The 19,658-nt window shown below is 41.2% G+C and carries 19 protein-coding genes; 10 read left to right on the forward strand and 9 right to left on the reverse strand.

Annotation, left to right across the window (positions count from 1 at the left end):
- The first annotated feature begins 1 nt into the window (after window position 1).
- Window positions 2-271: a cell division topological specificity factor MinE gene (gene minE / locus ACGF5R_RS08450; RefSeq protein WP_112876035.1), complete on the forward strand. Its 270-nt coding sequence runs from the start codon at window positions 2-4 to the stop codon at window positions 269-271.
- Between the two features lie 142 nt (window positions 272-413).
- Here the strand turns inward: minE and rnd are convergent, their stop codons facing one another.
- Complete coding sequence (gene rnd, locus ACGF5R_RS08455; protein ID WP_112876036.1) at window positions 414-1,541, reverse strand: ribonuclease D; 1,128 nt, start codon at window positions 1,539-1,541, stop codon at window positions 414-416.
- A 90-nt stretch (window positions 1,542-1,631) separates the two neighbouring features.
- The gene (gene fadD, locus ACGF5R_RS08460) at window positions 1,632-3,320 is read right to left on the reverse strand and encodes a long-chain-fatty-acid--CoA ligase FadD (RefSeq protein WP_112876037.1); all 1,689 of its coding nucleotides are present in this window, start codon (window positions 3,318-3,320) and stop codon (window positions 1,632-1,634) included.
- Between the two features lie 353 nt (window positions 3,321-3,673).
- Here fadD and ACGF5R_RS08465 point away from each other — a divergent pair, with 353 nt between their 5' ends.
- Window positions 3,674-4,207 (forward strand): GNAT family N-acetyltransferase, encoded by a 534-nt coding sequence (locus ACGF5R_RS08465; RefSeq protein ID WP_387690464.1) that lies wholly within the window; start codon window positions 3,674-3,676, stop codon window positions 4,205-4,207.
- Window positions 4,208-4,304: 97 nt separating this feature from the next.
- On the opposite strand, the gene ACGF5R_RS08470 is transcribed toward ACGF5R_RS08465, so the two are convergent.
- From ACGF5R_RS08470 to ACGF5R_RS08485, 4 genes are all read right to left on the reverse strand, one after another.
- Window positions 4,305-4,886 (reverse strand): Slp family lipoprotein, encoded by a 582-nt coding sequence (locus ACGF5R_RS08470; protein WP_387690466.1) that lies wholly within the window; start codon window positions 4,884-4,886, stop codon window positions 4,305-4,307.
- 95 nt (window positions 4,887-4,981) lie between these two features.
- Entirely contained in the window at window positions 4,982-5,677 is a 696-nt protein-coding gene (tsaB, locus tag ACGF5R_RS08475; RefSeq protein ID WP_262980106.1) for a tRNA (adenosine(37)-N6)-threonylcarbamoyltransferase complex dimerization subunit type 1 TsaB, read from the reverse strand.
- 99 nt (window positions 5,678-5,776) lie between these two features.
- Entirely contained in the window at window positions 5,777-5,995 is a 219-nt protein-coding gene (locus ACGF5R_RS08480) for a hypothetical protein (RefSeq protein ID WP_205068642.1), read from the reverse strand.
- A gap of 88 nt (window positions 5,996-6,083) precedes the next feature.
- Window positions 6,084-8,015, reverse strand: a complete 1,932-nt coding sequence (locus tag ACGF5R_RS08485) for an ATP-dependent DNA helicase (RefSeq protein ID WP_387690469.1) — start codon at window positions 8,013-8,015, stop codon at window positions 6,084-6,086.
- Window positions 8,016-8,114: 99 nt separating this feature from the next.
- Here ACGF5R_RS08485 and ACGF5R_RS08490 point away from each other — a divergent pair, with 99 nt between their 5' ends.
- The 4 genes from ACGF5R_RS08490 (at window position 8,115) to ACGF5R_RS08505 (ending at window position 10,887) form a co-directional block, all read left to right on the forward strand.
- Entirely contained in the window at window positions 8,115-8,459 is a 345-nt protein-coding gene (locus ACGF5R_RS08490; RefSeq protein ID WP_112876042.1) for a RidA family protein, read from the forward strand.
- 274 nt (window positions 8,460-8,733) lie between these two features.
- Complete coding sequence (locus tag ACGF5R_RS08495) at window positions 8,734-9,066, forward strand: helix-turn-helix transcriptional regulator (RefSeq protein WP_112876043.1); 333 nt, start codon at window positions 8,734-8,736, stop codon at window positions 9,064-9,066.
- A gap of 266 nt (window positions 9,067-9,332) precedes the next feature.
- Window positions 9,333-10,289, forward strand: a complete 957-nt coding sequence (locus ACGF5R_RS08500) for a type II toxin-antitoxin system HipA family toxin (RefSeq protein ID WP_240000674.1) — start codon at window positions 9,333-9,335, stop codon at window positions 10,287-10,289.
- A 361-nt stretch (window positions 10,290-10,650) separates the two neighbouring features.
- Window positions 10,651-10,887 carry a hypothetical protein gene (locus tag ACGF5R_RS08505; RefSeq protein WP_112876045.1) on the forward strand — a complete coding sequence of 79 codons (237 nt, stop codon included), beginning with the start codon at window positions 10,651-10,653 and terminating at the stop codon, window positions 10,885-10,887.
- An 80-nt stretch (window positions 10,888-10,967) separates the two neighbouring features.
- Here ACGF5R_RS08505 and mdtI read toward each other — a convergent pair whose 3' ends face one another.
- The 3 genes from mdtI to zwf all read right to left on the reverse strand — a co-directional run bounded on the left by mdtI (window position 10,968) and on the right by zwf (window position 13,692).
- On the reverse strand, window positions 10,968-11,300 hold the full coding sequence (gene mdtI, locus ACGF5R_RS08510; RefSeq protein ID WP_049581746.1) for a multidrug/spermidine efflux SMR transporter subunit MdtI: 333 nt from the start codon (window positions 11,298-11,300) through the stop codon (window positions 10,968-10,970).
- Window position 11,301: 1 nt separating this feature from the next.
- A complete protein-coding gene (gene mdtJ / locus ACGF5R_RS08515; protein ID WP_088373063.1) occupies window positions 11,302-11,718 on the reverse strand; it encodes a multidrug/spermidine efflux SMR transporter subunit MdtJ in 417 nt (138 codons plus the stop codon).
- A 498-nt stretch (window positions 11,719-12,216) separates the two neighbouring features.
- On the reverse strand, window positions 12,217-13,692 hold the full coding sequence (zwf, locus tag ACGF5R_RS08520; RefSeq protein ID WP_112876046.1) for a glucose-6-phosphate dehydrogenase: 1,476 nt from the start codon (window positions 13,690-13,692) through the stop codon (window positions 12,217-12,219).
- A 344-nt stretch (window positions 13,693-14,036) separates the two neighbouring features.
- Between zwf and ACGF5R_RS08525 the strand changes: the two genes are divergently transcribed.
- The 4 genes from ACGF5R_RS08525 to pyk all read left to right on the forward strand — a co-directional run bounded on the left by ACGF5R_RS08525 (window position 14,037) and on the right by pyk (window position 19,607).
- Window positions 14,037-14,897 (forward strand): MurR/RpiR family transcriptional regulator, encoded by an 861-nt coding sequence (locus ACGF5R_RS08525; RefSeq protein WP_387690471.1) that lies wholly within the window; start codon window positions 14,037-14,039, stop codon window positions 14,895-14,897.
- A gap of 488 nt (window positions 14,898-15,385) precedes the next feature.
- Entirely contained in the window at window positions 15,386-16,288 is a 903-nt protein-coding gene (locus tag ACGF5R_RS08530) for a phage tail protein (RefSeq protein WP_387690473.1), read from the forward strand.
- 264 nt (window positions 16,289-16,552) lie between these two features.
- Window positions 16,553-17,569: a tail fiber protein gene (locus ACGF5R_RS08535; protein WP_387690475.1), complete on the forward strand. Its 1,017-nt coding sequence runs from the start codon at window positions 16,553-16,555 to the stop codon at window positions 17,567-17,569.
- Between the two features lie 595 nt (window positions 17,570-18,164).
- Window positions 18,165-19,607: a pyruvate kinase gene (gene pyk, locus ACGF5R_RS08540; RefSeq protein WP_112876050.1), complete on the forward strand. Its 1,443-nt coding sequence runs from the start codon at window positions 18,165-18,167 to the stop codon at window positions 19,605-19,607.
- Window positions 19,608-19,658 lie beyond the last annotated feature (51 nt).

The following is a 19,658-nucleotide window of genomic DNA, read 5'->3' on the forward strand; positions in this document are numbered from 1 at the left end:
CATGGCCTTGCTAGATTTCTTTCTGTCGAGAAAAAAAACGACAGCAAATATCGCTAAAGAACGGCTGCAAATCATCGTGGCAGAGCGTCGCCGCGGTGATTCTGAACCTGCTTATCTGCCTGATATGAAACGGGATATCTTGGCAGTAATCTGTAAGTATATACAGGTCGATCCAGATATGCTCTCTGTACAATTTGAGCAGAAAGGTGATGATATTTCCGTCCTAGAGCTGAATATAACATTACCTGAGGTAGAAGAACCTCAAAAATAACGCGGGTAAACAGTGCTGTTTTATCACTACCGCCATCAAAGTAACCACAAACGAATTATGTGGCAATCTGAGATGGGGAACCCCTAACCGGGAACCCCTTCTCATGCTTTAGACTGGCGTCAGGCTAAGGCTCTGATATGGGTTAATCAGGATAGTTCGCCAGAATCTCTGAGACTGGCTCAGCCAGCAACTCTCCCCGCCACCCACTAAGCAGTTCAGGTTTGCCATTTAATTGTTTCAATTTCCAGTGAACACTGAGTAATTGATTAATCTGACGACGAGATGCCAATAATTCAGAATTAAATCTATGCTGCTCACTTACCTGATGGATCAGCGCTTTAATATCCTTAAATGCTTTACGATAACCAGGTTGATCAATCAGGTTCGTCATTGGCGGCGGGCATTCACTTTCTGGAATATTTCCACTTTCAGCAACCATTGCCAATAGGCGACGACCATGACAACGAATCTCCTGCCCACTTAGCCCTAACGCATCCAACTCTGCCAAAGAAGTTGGCATATAACGCGCTACCTGCCATAGGTTTTCTTCACGAATGACGAAGTTCACGGCTAAATCGCGTTCTCTGGCCTGACTCAAACGCCATGCGGCCAGTTTTTTCAAACACGCAAGCTGTTGGGGACGTAATTGACAGATATTACCTATCTGTTTATAAGCACATTCCGGTGCCAAGATCTCTTTACGGCGTCGACAGATAAGTTGACACTCACCCGTCGCAGCCTCCATATATCCAGCCTGCTCTGTTGCAGTCATTAGGATATCCGCTAAAGGCAACAGATAATAAACATCTGCTGCTGCATATTCGCACTGTTTTTCACTTAACGGACGGGCAAGCCAATCAGTGCGGGATTCGCTTTTATCCAGCTCGACATGGATATATTCAGCCACCAGCGCGGCAAAGCCACATGAAAGCGGGTGCCCAATAAAAGCCGCCAAGACCTGAGTATCAATCATCGGTTCCGGCAAGCATTGAAAAGCATTCAGAAAAACTTCCAAATCTTCACTGCCAGCATGTAACAGCTTCAATATTTGAGGATGAGTAATTAACTCACGGAAAGGTTGCCAGTTGGTGATATTAAGTGGATCAATCAGAGAAAGTTGTTCGCCATCATACAGTTGTATCAAACCTAATTGTGGGTAATACGTCCGTGTGCGTACAAATTCAGTATCCAATGCTACTTTTGAGTATTTTTTTGCCCCTTCGCAAACTTGTTGCAACTGAGCATCTGTGGTGATCAACTGATAATTCAAAACATAGTTCTCTTAGCCATTCATGGAATAAGCACGACAACGCCGGCTAATACCGGCGTTGTCGTGCTTATCAATATTATGAAGAGGATCTCAGGCTATAGCTACATTCCTGACCTTTTCCTCTTCATCACGCAGTTCCCTACGAAGAATCTTACCTACATTAGACTTAGGTAATTCATCCCGGAACTCAATGATCTTTGGTACTTTATACCCTGTTAGATAACGACGACAATGGGTTTTAAGTTCATCCTCGGTCAAACTAGGATCTATCCGAACCACAAATACTTTGACAGTTTCACCGGAACTTTCGCTTGATACCCCTATTGCTGCTGACTCTAGCACTTTAGGGTGAGCTGATACAACATCTTCAACTTCATTAGGATACACATTGAAACCAGAAACCAAAATCATATCTTTTTTACGATCTACGATACGAATGAAACCTTGTTCATTAACATTCGCAATATCACCCGTTGCTACCCAACCATCTTTCAACACTTCTTCTGTTGCATCAGGACGATTCCAATAACCAACCATCACCTGTGGGCCACGTATCCACAATTCTCCCTGCTGGCCCATCTCTACCTCATTACCATCATCACCCATAAGTTTGATTTCCGTTGAAGAGACCGGGAAACCAATACTGCCAGTGTAATGTTTCGAATTATAAGGATTACAGGAAACCAAAGGTGAACATTCTGTTAGACCATAACCTTCAAGCAGGTTGGTGCCTGTCACTTTTGCCCATTTCTCAGCAACCGCTTTCTGTACCGGCATACCACCACCAACAACCAGACGCAGCGTAGAAAAATCAAGCTTCTTAAATTCTTCATTATTCAACCAGGCGTTAAACAATGTATTTACCCCGGTGACAGAAGTGAACGGATAACGACCTAATTCTTTAGCTGTACCCGTAATATCACGCGGGTTAGTGATCAGAAGATTGCACCCACCCAAGTAAATAAGTAACAAGCAATTTACCATTAACGCAAATATGTGATAGAGAGGCAACGCCGTAACAATCAGCTCTTGGCCTACACGTAATAATGGAGAATAAACCGCTTTTGCCTGTTCAAGATTTGCCAAAATATTACGGTGAGTCAGCATAGCCCCCTTAGCTACGCCAGTGGTGCCACCAGTATATTGCAGAAAAGCCAAATCATTACCGTTAATTTCTGGTTTTACATATTGCATGCGATAACCTTTCTGTATCGCACAACGAAATGAAATGGCATCAGGCAGATTATACTTCGGTACCAGCCGTTTAATATATTTCACCGCAAAATCAACCAACGTACCTTTAGGACGAGATAGTTGGTCCCCCATACGCGTCAAAATAACATGCTTAACTTTAGTATTAAAAACGATCTTTTCCAATGTATGGGCAAAATTGGAGACGATCACAATAGCGGAAGTGCCGCTGTCATTAAGCTGATGTTCAAGCTCACGTGGCGTATACAGCGGGTTTACATTTACGACAATCATACCTGCACGTAGAACACCAAACAGTGCAACGGGATATTGCAGCAGGTTTGGCATCATCAGCGCAACGCGATCTCCTTTACTTAATCCCAAGCCATTTTGCAAATATGCTGCAAATGCCCGACTACGCTCTTCCAACTTACGAAAGGTCATAATCTCACCCATATTGATAAATGCAGGTTGATCCGCATAGTGCGCTACGGCATTTTCAAACATTTCAACCAATGATGCATAACGATCCGGGTCAATTTCCGCAGGAACATCCGCCGGATAATGTTTTAGCCAGACTTTCTCCAAGGTAGTACTCCTGAAATTTTAATTGCTATGTTATCACTCGCCTAATAAATAACGCACGCTTTGATTTAACAAATTATTAACTCAGCGTACCAGTTTAAAAAAGAAACATTGTTCAGGTTGAGATACACATCACTAATTTCACGTTAATCCTGATACATAAAAACAAAGAGAATTGTGTTGTCTGTAAATTATTTTTATTTATCAGTATATTATTGCCACAATTAATATTTAACTTTGTAGCTATTGACTATACATTGACCTACTTATTTTTTGCTTAAGATAGCATTTTTGAAATAGCATTTATTGCTTTCGTCTATTCCAATGCATTATTAAAAAAACAATGGTAATAAAAAATGATTATAAATAACATTACGGTCAGAAGGGCAACCTATAAAGATAGTGCTACTATCAGCGACATAGAGCGCCAAGCTGCGTCCCTTTTTCCAGAAGAACTCTTACCAAAAGTACTCGGCGATCAAACCCTACCCGCGTATGAAATTGAATCAAGTATTCAGGAACAACGGCTTTGGGTCGCTGAAAGTGATCAAAAACTGGTTGGATTTGCGCTAATCCGCCGTTTAAATCAATTGATGCTGCTAGCTGAGACTGATGTGTTGCCGAAATATCATGACCAGGGTATTGCCAGTACCCTGCTTAGCTTAATCATTGAGCAATTAGAACAAAACAAAGAAACCGCACTTTACCTCACAACTTTTCGTGATTTTCTACCAAGCCGCAAATTATATGACAAATTTGGTTTTGCCATACTGCATTCGAATGATATTCCTAATGAACTACAGAAAATTCTAGTAGAAGAGATGACTGCGGGTTTGGGTGCAAGAATTGCGATGAAATTAACGATCAATCCAAAGATAGATAGGAAATAACAGATAAATTACCGCCACATATTATTGCGGCGGCTCAAACTGGAAAGAAAGTTACAATGTCACAAAGTGTATATCGACAATCCCGATTGAAATAACTCTATCTGGTCAAAATAGTCTCAACAGGTGTGGGGGCGGGGTAATACCAATTCCATCCCCAACCTGAATAATATGGATAGCCATAATAATTCCAAGGCCCCGGGCCATAAGGCATCAATACTCGCTGAACAACTTTCCAGCGTTGATAACCCATTGCATTAATCACAACATAAGCATAATCCGCACAACCAATTTTTCCCTTTTTCAATCCCACTATCGGACCTACGACAGTGACGTAATTTCCTTTAAAATCGTCAGGATCAAGGAAATCATTAACATAAACATAGATACGGCCAAGGGAAGGCTCATCTAATTCTGGACTGGCATCCGATGCTAATGGCAATGACGATATTTCCAGACGAGTACGGTGATTTTCATTTACTACACCAAGTACCTTGCCGCCGAATCGCCCTTCCTGCCCGATAAACAGCTCAGGCGTACTCTTAACAGAAAGCAGATCTTGAACAGGCGTTGGTGACGTTCCTTTTATTGAATCAGGAACGGTGATACAGCCTGTAAGCATTACAGCACCTAATAAGATTAGCGCGTTAATACTCGTCCGGTAGTTTATTACTCTTAACATAACCACCTTCTCCTGAAAATTGTCCCAATCATGATGTTTAAAATAACTCTGTCTATTTGATACTTTCTTTTACTACAAGTTTCATCAATAGATACTTAACGGCCCGGTAATTTTTTCCAAGTAACTTCATTACGCAAGTATACCGGTTCAGCATGTTCTACGGCCGTCACTTCACCGTTTTGCCACATTTGTATCGCCAGAGGTAACATATCTTCAGCATGAGGTAATGTGATACTACTATCAGTTAACGTTAAATGACTTGCCATCAACTGAGGATAAGCCTGCCAGCCAGTACCAGCAACCACCCAATCGCCACTTAATGAAGCCATGAATGCCTGTACCTGTTCCGGTTTCAACACTGCTTCTGTTTCACTTCCTTGCCATTCACCTTGCTGATTACGGATATATTGCCCCCAATAAACTTCTCCCATCCGGGCATCAATGGCGGTTAATACCTGAGTTGCACCTAGCAGACGAAAAACACCTTGAGCCATTGCATTGAGCGTTGACACACCAATCACCGGCAGTTCAGCCCCCAAAGCCAAGCCCTGAGCAATACCAACACCAATACGCACACCAGTAAAACTCCCCGGCCCACGGCCAAAAGCTAGAGCATCAAGCTGCTGTAAACTAATCCCCGCTTCTGCCAGAACAGATTGAACCATAGGTAAAATACGTTGCGTGTGTTCACGTGGAGAGATTTCAAACTGCGCCAAAACGGCACCATCATTCCAAAGAGCAACAGAACAAGCTTCCGTTGCAGTATCAATAGCCAGAATTCGTACAGGCATGCCTTAAGCACCTCGGCAAGAAATATAATCCAAAATAAGGTGCTATTTTATCATAGCCTAGTCGATTTTACTCAGTTGGCAACCATACTCCATCACTTCCTAGCGTGATCTACTGTTACAAATATCGCGGGCAAAAACAGGCTGTGACAAATGCTCACGAAGAGAATGTATTTCCTCTGGAGATAATGATTCTATGGGAGTCAAACAAGCAGCATCAAACTCACGCATAGTTTGCTTACTGACATCCTCTATTTCGCTTAGTGCCTCCATCGTTTCGTGAATTGCAGCAAACGCATCACTACGATACTTTTTAACCATATTTAATCCCCCCGAAAAATGATCTTTTTCAATTAGCCTGGCTAATTGTTCATCCGATAACCCTAGAACGAGACCATATTTTCTACACTTAACCTTTTTTACCAGAAATGTTAGGAGATTGCCGAGCTTGAAGGAAAGCGACTGCTTTCGTTAAATCTCGGGTCCGTGGTGAAGGTGGCAAACTATTCAAAAACACTTCACCATATGGACGCATCACTAAACGATTATCACAAATGACAACGACGCCATAATCATCAATATCACGAATAAGCCGCCCGACACCTTGTTTCAGACTAATCACCGCATCCGGCAACTGAACTTCATTAAATGCATCACCACCTCTAAGTTGGCAATCTTCAATACGGGCTTTTAGCAGTGGATCATCCGGTGCCGTAAAGGGCAATTTATCGATAATGACACAGGAAAGCACCTCACCGCGCACATCGACACCTTCCCAAAAACTGCTGGTTGCCACCAATAAAGCGTTGCCGGCGGCAATAAATTGCGAAAGTAGCTGGCCTTTGCTGGTTTCACCTTGAACCAAAACCGGCAATGTCATGTTGGCACGGAACGATTCAGCCAGACTGCGCATCATCTGGTGTGAAGTACATAAAAAGAAACATCGACCTTTATTGGCTTCAATGAGTGGTTTGAGCATCTCTGCCAACCATTTTGCACTACCAAGCTGATTTGGTGATGGTAGATGACGGGGAACACAAAGTAGCGTCTGGCTTTGATAATCAAATGGACTTGGCAGTAATAACGTTTTCGCCTCTTTTAAACCTAGTCGTTCAGTGAAATGGGAAAGTTGCTCGTTAACAGAGAGTGTCGCTGAGGTGAATACCCAACAACCGGATTGCTCATTAATTATCTCATTAAATTTATCGGCAACAGACAGCGGTGTAAGTGCTAAAAGAAAATGACGACCATAACTTTCAAACCAATAGCTATAACCGGGGATAGTCACCTCTTTCAAGCGTTTAAGACGATTACGATAAATTGTTGCCCTTTCAAATGCCGCATCCAACATGACTGAACGCCCTAAAGATAATTTTATCACGTCATAACAAAGCTCAAGCGCATCATCAAGCAATACTAATGCTCGCTGGACTTGCGGATTTTGCAATAACTCCCGCAAATTACCCCGATAACCATTCTCTCCCAACGCTAGCCGGAAATCTTGTGTACTCTGACTTAGACGATCTGCGCTCTTTTGTAACTGAACTTGATCTCGGACTTCCGTGCGATACGCCATAGTGATGTCTCTTGAGAGATCCATCAGTTGGCGGCTACTTAATTGCTGACCAAAATATTGACTAGCGATATCAGGGACTTGATGTGCCTCATCAAATATCTTGACTTCTGCTTGCGGGATCAACTCACCAAATCCCGTTTCTTTCACCACCATATCCGCCATAAACAGATGATGGTTAACAACGATAACATCTGCCTCCATTGCCCGACGGCGGGCTTTGAGTACAAAGCATTCCTGATAACGTGGGCAATCACTGCCAAGGCAGTTATCGTTCGTACTGGTGACCAACGGCCAAACCTGGCTATCTTCCGCCACTTGGTGACAAGTACTGATATCACCCTCTTCAGTTTGTGACGACCAGCCTCTTAGCCGAACAATATCTGACAGAATTTCTGCTTCCAATTGCCCGTCCCCAAAAGAGTGCTGTTCCAACCGTTCCAAGCACAGATAATTCGCACGACCTTTCAACAACGCCAATTTACCGGTGAAATTAATTGCTTCAGCGACTGTCGGTAAATCACGATTATAGAGCTGATCCTGTAATGCTTTAGAACCTGTGGAAATGATAACTTTCTGTCCAGAACGCAACGCGGGTGCTAAATAGGCAAATGTCTTACCTGTTCCCGTGCCTGCTTCTACGACCAATCGTTGATGGTTTTTAATCGCACACTCAATAGCCACTGCCATTTCTCTTTGAGCATCACGGGGTTTAAAACCTGTTATTGCTTTAGCAAGGGCACCATTTTTCGCAAAATCGTCTGACACAAACCGTCTCTTTCAATAGAATGGATGGAGATTATGCCAATAGTATGTTCTGATCACCACCCAAAATCAGGCAGATAATCATTCACAGGAAGAGTATCCATGACAATTGAACGTATTGATCCACAGGATCGCTGGTCTGAAGCGGTAGTTTACAATAAAACCATTTACTACACCGCCGTACCAGAAAATCTGGATGGTGATATTACTGAGCAAACAGCGAATACGTTGGCCGCTATTGATATCATGTTACAGCGTCTCGGTTCTAATAAAAGCAAAATTATCGACGCCACTATTTTTCTGGCGGATGGAAAAGAGTTTGCTGGCATGAATGCCGCCTGGGATGCATGGGTTGTTGCAGGAAGCGCACCTGTACGCTGCACAGTTGAAGCTAAACTAATGAATCCCAAATACAAAGTCGAGATAAAAGTTATCGCAGGTATTTAATATTAATTTGGGGATATTCTCTATCGCCTGCATTTATATTTTAATTATATGGAGGTTATTAAGAATATCCCAATAGGTGTTATTAATGTAAATAAGATATAATTTTATCCGTTAATTTAGTTGCAATAACATTTTAAAATAAAATATTAATCGATATTTTCATGAACTACATTATCCATTGTTCCAAGTGGAATATTATAAACCCAACATTTCTAACCTTCCTCCTATGCCTTGAACTATAAGATGACCATTATAATGGTCATAAGGAGGGAGTATGTTAAAACATAGAGCCTATTCAAAATTCTCTAAAGAAGCAGTCATGTTACTCGGAGAACAAATCAAGTTAGGTAGAAAACGGCGCCATTGGTCAGAAAAGAATTTGGCAGAACGTGCTGGTATATCCAGAACCACACTGCAAAAAATTGAAAGCGGAGATATGGGTTGCTCTATAGGATTAGCATTTGAGCTAGCTAACCTTGTAGGTATCAACTTGTTTGATAGTGATAAGCTTCCTATCTCAGCACGTATAGAACAAACGAGAGATAAGCTAGTTTTGTTACCACAACGTATTCAGGAAGAAGAGAGAGAAATGTACGATGATTTCTAACAACAAAGAAGCTTATGTCTGGATATGGTTACCAGAACAAACTAAGCCAGTGATCTAACAATACCTGGCTGTATCCGCGACGCTTCTCCTGATGCGTGGGGTCGCAGAGTTATAATCAACAAAAAATTAGGACTAAAAGGAGCGGATACAGAAACTACTATACCCGTCATCTTTCAAGTTGCCTCTTTGTTGGCTGCACTCACTCACCCCGGTCACATAGTTACCTATGCTCCCGGGGATTCGCTCCCTTGCCGTCGCGATGCATCTTGAAATCCATAGGGTATATATTAAATGAAATAACTTACCTTCTTGAATCAGGATCTGACCGCATAGGTGCTTTAGATTTTCAACTATCTCCATCCAAATATACTCCACGATCTATAAAAAATGTCAGTTTAGAAGAATTAGTTCAATCCGCAGAACGAGTTGAAAATGGTCTATTATTAACGCCAGAATTAGACCAAGCACTTTTTCACGGTAGTTCAATCGGCGGGGCACGGCCTAAAGCACTAATTGAGGATAAAGGAAGAAAATATGTCGCTAAATTTTCTTCAAGTAGTGATCTTTACAGTGTAGTTAAAGCAGAGTTTATTGCCATGAAACTTGCTAAGCAAGTTGGTATTGATGTTGCACCAGTAAAATTAACAACATCCTCAAATAAAAATGTACTATTAATTGAAAGATTTGATCGAGAACATACCCAAAATGGTTGGTTACGGAAATCAATGGTCTCTGCTCTAACCCTATTTAATTTGGATGATATGATGGCTAGATATGCTAGTTATGAAAAATTTGCCGAGATTATACGATATCGTTTCACTAATCCTCAAAAAACATTAGAAGAATTATTTTCACGGTTAGTTTTTAATATATTGTGTGGTAACACAGATGATCACGCTCGAAATCATGCTGCATTTTGGGATGGAAAAAATTTAAGTTTAACCCCTGCTTATGATATATGTCCTCAAGGTAGATCGGGTAATGAAGCATCTCAAGCAATGCTAATAGTCGGAAATAAAAATCTAAGTCAATTACAAATTTGTTTGGAAACTGCGCATAACTTTAATATTTCAGAGAAAAAAGCAAAAGAAATCTTTAATAAACAAATATCAATAATCCAAGATAATTGGAACAGTATCTGTGAAGAAGCTGAATTAAGTGAAATAGATAAAAAGTTGCTCTGGCATAGACAATTTTTAAATCCATTTTCTATAGCTTTTTGAGAATTTTAGGAGCCTGTATATAAACTTATTATAAATCAATCTTACAGGCTAAAACACCTACTTTAGTAATGACCCATTTTAGGAATAATTTTAAATTAGACTATTTTTAATTCGTAGATAAAACTTCGATGATTAAGTGTAATAAAATAGTTTCCAATATTGCTTATCACAAATCGCGTTAATTTCATCTGACAGAGTTAACTCACCAAATGGATTTTCGACTATTTACCTTTTCAATGTTGAATTATACTTATACGTCGTCCATACTTTCTAATAAGCACATCAGTGTCTGGCCACTGTTTAGTGAATATAAACATGGCCTAATCTTCAATAACTTTTATCACTTGGTATGGAGCATGCTATGGATGTTTGTTCAGGTTGTCATGATTCCCTTCATGATTCCGTTGTTGCGGAAGTAGAAGGCAAGATCTATAAAAGTTGCCCATGTTGTTCCGCCTCAATGGGTCAACACGTTTTTTATCGCTATGAAGACTTCGGTATGAGGGATATGGGTGATGGCCGCTATATTGTTCATTCTTGGTGTCCTGGTTGTCGTTTGAAAGATGGTAATAAACCAGACATATGTTTTACCTGCTAGAAAGTCGTTTTACTCATATCTGCTGGTGACTATGCAAAATAGTTGCATGCCAGCAGATAATGATTGGATTACGCTACGGCTTAAGCCATCTTGATTATCACCATGCCCAACAGCAACAAGGCAATTCCACCCCAACCTTTACAATTCAAACGCTGATTAAACATAATCCAACCAGCAGCAACCGTCGCGATAATACCGAAAGCGCCCCATAAGGCATAAGCAACAGAAAGCTCAATTCCCTTCACTGCCTGAGCAAGCGCACTGAACGCCCCAAGGACGGTAATAAGCGAGAGAATACCCATCCAAGGACGTCTAAAACCATTAGAAAGTTTCAGTAAAATATTCGCTAAAATATCCAAAGCGACAGCAAGGAATAAGAACGCCGCATGCCACCATTCAAATTGTTGCAACATGTTATGCCTCCTTTATTTTACTGTTTTTGGTTGTTGCGACACTGACAGCCTTATTTGCCATCTGTTTTACTACCTCTGCCGATTTTTTCACTGCCGCTTTTCTAGTGCCGGATTTAATCAACATAATTCCTGTTATCAGCAGAGCCAAACCACCTACTTTCATCAATGACAGTGATTCATCAAACCACATGACACTAAAAACAGTAATAAATAGAATGCCAACCCCTTCCCACAACGCATACGCAACGCCCAGTGCAACTTTTTTCACCGCCATTGCCAGCAAAATATAGGATGCGGCGATCATAATGTACATAACAGCCATGCCAACTACACCACCAGAAACGCTGGCATGTTTCATTGATAAGGTACCGATAACTTCGGTAACAATTGCCATTGCAAGGAATAACCAATAAATCATTTTCTTTCTCCTGACTACGCAAATACGCACATCAAGACGCAAGCTAATAAATGATCTAACCCACCTATGCATAAGATGAGAAATAATAACCTGACGTTTTGACGAAACAGAAATACCGGTTGAAAACCGGTCAACAGGAGTCAGACGCTATAATGAACTGCACCAGTAATGCTCACTGGATAAAATGGCAGAAAGGAAAAGCATGTGAGTGGAACTTTGAAACTTGACGCTTTTGGCGCTGTTCATGATATCTCATTCTTTCATCGCACCGATATTCTGCACGATATACTAAGAATCCTCATAAATAATGTTAATATTCCTATTACTTCTACCATACGAAATAATAGAAAGCAACCTCTCAATTTTACTTATTTTTTTATCTGATAAACAGAGTTGAATCAAAAAACAACATTGATATCAACACAAGCAGATACCTTGTTGATAATAACCCAAGCCGCTTACAACGCGGCTTGAGCTTCAACGGATAAGGTTTGCCAATTACTCAAACTCATTCCACGAACGACCATCGCGAGTGATCATAGCAACAGAAGCAACCGGCCCCCACGTCCCCGCCTGATAAGGCTTAGGCGCATCATTATCCGCCGCCCATGCATTCATAATAGAATCAACCCATTTCCAAGCTTCTTCCACCTCATCACGACGAACGAATAGCGCCTGAATACCCCGCATAGCTTCCAGCAACAATCTCTCATAAGCATCTGCCAATGGAATATGGTTAAACGTTTCAGAGAAACTGAGATCCAACTTAGTCGTTTGCAAACGATGCTTGTGTTCCAGCCCCGGGGCTTTGTTCAGCACTTCAATATCAATACCTTCATCCGGTTGCAGACGAATCGTCAGCTTGTTTTGTGGCAGTTGTTGATAAGATTCAGAAAACAAATTCAGCGCCGGCTTTTTGAAATAAACTACCACCTCGGAACATTTCGTTGGCAGACGTTTACCCGTTCTCAGATAGAAAGGAACCCCGGCCCAACGCCAGTCGTCAATATCGACGCGGATAGAGACAAAAGTTTCCGTCCGGCTGGACTGGTTCGCCCCCTCTTCTTCCAGATACCCCGGTACCTTATGCCCCTGAACAAAACCAGCGGTGTATTGACCACGCACTGTTTTCTCCCGCACATTCGTGTGATCAATACGGCGCAGAGAACGCAATACTTTTACTTTTTCATCTCGGATACGGTCTGTTGTCAGATCTGCCGGAGGAGACATCGCAATCATGGTCAATATTTGCAACAGATGATTCTGAATCATATCGCGCATTTGCCCAGCTTGGTCAAAATAACCCCAACGGCCTTCAATACCGACTTCTTCAGCTACCGTAATTTGCACATGATCAATTGTCCGGTGATCCCAATTATTCACAAACAGAGAATTGGCAAACCGTAGCGCTAATAGATTCAATACAGTTTCTTTACCCAGATAATGATCGATACGATAAACCTGACGCTCATTGAAATATTTTGCCACTTCATCATTAATAGCTTTAGATGATTCAAGATCGGTGCCTAAAGGTTTTTCCATCACAACCCGGTTTGGCTCTTTATTTAACCCGGCAAGGCCCAACCCATGACAAACCGAACCAAAAGTGCTCGGTGGCATTGCAAAATAATGGATTGCAGGCTGGTGTTCCTGATTAAGAATTGCCTTCAGTTTAGCAAAGTCTTCCTTTTGATTAACATCCAGATTGCAGAACGCCAAACGTTCACTCAATGTCTTCCATAACTCTGGATCTAATTTTTCCGGCAAGAACGTATTTAAAGCTTCTTCAACAACCTTGGTATACGCCTTTTTATCCCAATCAGCCCGGCCAACACCGATAATCCGGGTTTCTGGGTGGATATAACCCGCTTTCTCAAGCTGATAAAGGGAAGGCAATAATTTCCGGCGTGCCAAATCCCCTTTAGCGCCAAAAATGACTAAATCACAAGCCTGAGCTGTAGAAGTAACCGCCATATGTCTCTCCTCGTTGCGGGATATTGTAATTTTGTTACAGCATTAACCAATAATGTACTCTTTTGACCATAGCGCGTAAACAGCGATAACGAATGACCATTACTTCGCGTTAACAATATGTTTCACCACTGATAAAAATGTGATAATTTTATGTAATTTTACAACGCTTATGAAAGATAATTACCAATATGAAAGTTAGACACTAGTCATACTTTTATGAAAAACATTAAATTATTGTGACTTCCTACTGCCAGCTTCAATTTGCTAATAGTATATTTTCATAAAATTTATTATAGATTTCTCCTCTGAATGAAATCGTCAAAAATCACAGGTAACTGCGTTTTATGAATACACTGGAACGAGTCCAAAACAGTATCGAATTCTTGAGTAAGTCAGAAAAAAAAGTGGCGCAGATAATCCTGGCTTCACCGCAAACTGCGATCCATGCCAGTATCGCAACGCTGGCGAAAATGGCGGAAGTCAGTGAGCCCACGGTTAATCGTTTTTGTCGCCGTCTGGATACTAAAGGTTTTCCCGATTTCAAACTCCATCTAGCCCAAAGTCTTGCCAATGGTACGCCTTACGTAAATCGCAATGTTGAAGAGAGCGATACAGTTAGTGCCTACACCAATAAGATATTTGAATCGGTAATGGCAACTCTGGATACCGTGAAAAACAATCTGGATATTACGTCTATTAACCGAGCTGTTGACTTACTAACACAAGCCCGGAAAATCTCATTTTTTGGTTTAGGGGCTTCTGCTGCCGTCGCCCATGACGCAATGAATAAATTTTTCCGGTTCAACATTCCCGTTATCTATTTTAATGACATTGTGATGCAACGGATGAGCTGTATTAACAGTGCCGAAGGTGATGTCGTCGTACTCATCTCCCATACTGGCAGAACTAAAAGTTTGGTTGAAGCAGCACAACTTGCGCGAGAAAATGATGCGACAGTTATCGCAATTACCTCCCAAGATTCTCCCCTCGCCCACGAAGCAACGCTCGCCATTCTTCTGGACGTCCCGGAAGATACAGACATTTATATGCCAATGGTCTCAAGAATCGCTCAATTAACTGTTATTGATGTTTTAGCTACGGGTTTTACCCTGCGCCGTGGTTCAAAATTCAGAGATAACTTGAAAAGAGTCAAAGAAGCGCTGCGGAATTCACGCCTTAATAAAATTGACTTTCCCTCAACCTGAAAGTAATCCTCTTGTTGTTAGGCTGACTCGCAGCAATCGCGTAGTCAGCAATCGTTTATGGATCATTGAGTGCCAGTAAATAATCTACATTGGTCAATATATGAGAAGAATCATATAATTATGGCAAGAAAATCCTATATCACTTAGTTAACTCAATAAAATAATGATAGTTTAAAAAATCAAAAATCAAACCAGAGGGTTATTATAAATAATTCCGAAAAAATCGAAACCGGAAGAAATAGAAAACAGTAATAGCAAAATAACTTTCAGATGTTGAATATAAATTACTTAAATATTTATCCAATCACACAGTTTCGCATTTTTATTCCTATCCATTATACAAAAACAATTAACCCTTTAACTTATAAGAATACTTTATCATGCTTTTTCCGAGCTAAACTACTATTAACATATATTGCGGAAAATGAATTTTACAATAATTCAATATGCTGCTTATAAAATCACATTATTCAATTTTAGGAAAATATATGATTCCCCAGAATGATTTTAAAGCTTTTTCTATCAGTAATAATGCTAATGTAATCAGTCAAGAAGCCTATGAAGAAAACCGAAGTTTGAAAACTGGGTTTCCTCCAAGTGATATTACTATTCATTTGCTAAACAAAGTATTACGCCAATCGTCAACCATATCCTCTGTCGTCGCTAATTTTATCGCGACACAATCTGGCAATGATATTCTGGATGACGGTGATATCGCTAAACTCATTACCCAATTAAATAGCGCGTTAGAACAAAAAATTACAACAACAGTACCAAGTGCCTCACTAACACAACAAGGCGTTATTCAACTCACAGACAATACAGGTAACAGTAATACCCTTGCGGCAACGCAGAAGCTTGTTTCTGATGTTAATCAGAATGCGAATAACCGGCTGGCAAAAGACCAAAACGGTGCCGACATTCCTGATAAAGATGCTTTTGTGAGAAACCTCAGTTTGTTTGAAAAATTGATCCCGGTAGGGGTACCACTTCCCTGGCCGACTACCACCCCACCAGAAGGATGGGCACAATGTAACGGCGCTCCTTTTGATAAAACAAAATATCCGAAATTAGCGCAAGCCTACCCTAATGGGATATTACCCGATTTACGTGGTGAATTTATTCGTGGTTGGGATAGTTGGCGTGGTATTGATAACGGACGTAATATATTGAGTTTTCAATATGATGCATTCAAAAGACATAATCATAATATTAATACCACTAACAGCGATAAAACCTCTCTTGAATATACAGACCCCATGCGTGGCAGTATGACTGGTGGTTCAAACGAACGAGGTAGCTTAGGGGAAAATAAATCCATTGGGATGAATGGTGATAATGAAACACGTCCAAGAAATGTAGCATTTAATTACATTATAAGGACCGCCTAATGAGTAAATCCGTACTGGACAAAAATAATATAGCTATCAGCATTTTTTCAGATATTGAATATAAACGGCTTAGATATTTATTTGATCACACAATTTCGGATTTTTATTTCTATCCATTATACAAAAACAATTAACTTCCTAAGTCACAAGGACAATTTATCATAATTTTTCCAAGCTAAACTATCATTAAAATATATTTATGGAAATTACTTCTACAATAATCTAATACCTTGATTATAAAATAATTTAATTTTAGGTGGAAACATGAACCCAAAAAATGATTTCAAAGCTTTTTCCATTAGTAATAATGCTAATGTAGTCAGCCAAGAAGCCTATGAAGAAAGCCCAAATTTGAAGACTGGATTCCCTCCAGGTGATATTACTATTCATTTGCTAAACAAAGTATTACGTCAGTCGTCAACCATATCCTCTGTCGTCGCTAATTTTATCATGACGCAATCTGGCAATGATATTTTGGATGATGGTAATACCGCCAACCTCATAACACTATTAAATAGAGCATTAGAACAAAAAATTGCAGCAGCAGTGCCAAGCGCCTCATTAACACAACAAGGCATTATTCAACTCACCGACAAAATAGGTAACAGTAATACCCTCGCAGCAACTCAGAAGCTTGTTGCTGATGTAAACGATAACGCTAATAACCGGCTAGCAAAAAACCAAAACGGTGCCGATATTCCTGATAAAAATGCATTTGTGAAAAATCTTGGCTTAATCGAAACCATTATCAACACTCAATATCCTGTAGGCATTGTGGTTTGGTTCGCTCAAAACAAAAACCCCAATGTACTATTTCCGGACACTACCTGGGAATATATTGGTGAAAATAAAACAGTTCGGTTAGCTAGCGCCGATGGTTCCGATCTTTTATCAACCGGCGGCAACGATTCGATAAGTCTGACAGCAGCACAAATGCCAGCACATAATCATACATTTTCTGGGACAACGAGCACATTTGATTATGGCACCAAAACCACTAATACCACTGGAGCTCACCATCATGATAGCGCTTGGGGTGAAGCTTGGGGGGGACGTTACGGCTATTACGACAATTCTAGAAACAATATAGGGTCAGCAAACGTGCCAGATAATGACAACTACAAATTCAACACCAGCACTGATGGCAACCACTCTCATACGGTATCAATAGGATCACACAACCATACAATTTCAGGTAATACCGGAGATACGGGTGCCAATGCAGCGATTACAATTACCAATTCATATATTAAGTTGATGGGATGGCATCGAAAAGCATAAGAACCCTGCATCCCCCAGATCGCTGACAAACCTCACGCAAATAACTGTCTCTTAATCATAAATCTGACTTAAGAGACAGTGTCAACTCGACATACTAAAGTAAAATTTATCATTTTCGTACTTTACAGCCCCCCATCCTGAACGTTTCGTCCCTTGTGACTACTCCCCGCCGTCAACGGCGAAACTACAACTTTTCATTATCAAAATCTCCAAGGCTATTAGATTATTGATAAATCGGGAACAAATCATGATAGGATAGAAATGCGGCAATAAATATCCGTTAAAAAAGGGTTAGCTGATTCGCTAGGGCATAGCGATTGTGTAAAACGTTCCCCCTGTCGTTCCTCTATAGTTGACAACGGTCAATAGGCACTACAGCGAAAAGTATCATGATAAGTTGATACGACGGGTCACAAAAAGCCCCACGGTAGTCGCTTGCGACTTTGCAACGGGGCAAGTTACAAGAGTAATCTATAAGCAGCCTTGATAGTTGGATTGCCGAAGAGTTTTTTTACTCGTTTTATAGGATAATTAATAGATTATTGATTATTTTTATATAACCAATACCAATACTCACAGGTCAACGGAGTAACACATGTCCAGACGGCTCAGAAGAACTAAGATTGTTACTACACTTGGTCCGGCTACCGACCGCGATAATAATCTTGAAAAGATTATTGCTGCGGGTGCAAACGTAGTCCGCCTTAACTTTTCCCACGGTACCGCCGAAGATCATCTCCAGCGAGCCAACAAAGTCCGCGAGATTGCAGCCCGACTCGGGTGCCATGTCGCTATTCTTGGCGATCTTCAAGGACCTAAAATTCGCGTATCAACGTTTAAAGAGGGCAAGATTTTCCTGAATGTCGGAGATAAATTTCTGCTTGATGCCAATCTTGGTAAAGGCGAAGGCGATAAGGAGAAAGTCGGTATCGATTACAAAGGATTACCCACGGATGTTGTACCGGGTGACATTTTGTTACTAGATGATGGCCGTGTTCAACTGAAAGTATTAACAGTTCAGGGCATGAAAGTATTCACTGAAGTGACAGTGGGTGGCCCGCTATCCAACAATAAGGGCATCAACAAACTGGGCGGTGGATTATCCGCTGAAGCCCTGACCGAAAAAGATAGAGAAGACATTATTACGGCGGCCAGAATTGGCGTTGATTACCTTGCTGTCTCTTTCCCCCGCACCGGTGAAGATCTTAATTACGCTCGCCGTCTGGCGCGAGACGCAGGCTGTGAAACACAGATCGTAGCAAAAGTTGAACGCGCAGAAGCCGTTAGCAGTGATAAAACCATTGATGAAATCATTCTGGCTTCTGATGTCGTCATGGTCGCTCGTGGTGACCTTGGCGTAGAAATCGGCGATCCAGAGTTGGTTGGCGTTCAGAAAAAATTAATTCGCCGTGCCCGCCAACTGAATCGTGTAGTTATTACCGCGACTCAGATGATGGAGTCTATGATCACCAACCCAATGCCTACCCGCGCAGAAGTGATGGATGTGGCAAATGCCGTGCTTGATGGCACTGACGCCGTGATGCTCTCCGCTGAAACCGCCGCGGGCCAATACCCTGCCGAAACGGTTGCCGCAATGGCGCGAGTCTGTCTCGGAGCAGAAAAAATGCCCGGGCTAAACGTATCAAAACATCGGCTAGACACAACTTTTGACAGTATCGAAGAAGCCATTGCAATGTCTACCATGTACGCGGCAAACCACCTAAACGGGGTTAAAGCCATTATTGCAATGACCGAATCAGGCCGCACCACTCGTATCATGTCTCGCATTAGTTCTGGTCTCCCCATATTCTCTATGTCTCGTCATGAAAAAACCTTAAACCAAACGGCACTTTACCGTGGCGTTACACCGGTTTATTGCAGCAGTCATACTGACGGCATTACAGCGGCCAATGAAGCGGTTAATCGTCTACGTGACAAAGGTTATCTGGTTTCCGGCGACCTTGTTCTGGTGACTCAAGGTGATCAGATGGGGACAATTGGCAGTACTAATACCTGCCGTATTCTTGAAGTGGAATAAAACTTTATTACATTTAGCGCCAAGTTTTCGACAATCAGGTAAACCTAGAAT

Origin of the sequence: Photorhabdus sp. RM71S (assembly GCF_042879355.1) — a bacterium.
In the GTDB taxonomy this organism is placed as follows: Bacteria; Pseudomonadota; Gammaproteobacteria; order Enterobacterales; family Enterobacteriaceae; genus Photorhabdus; species Photorhabdus kayaii.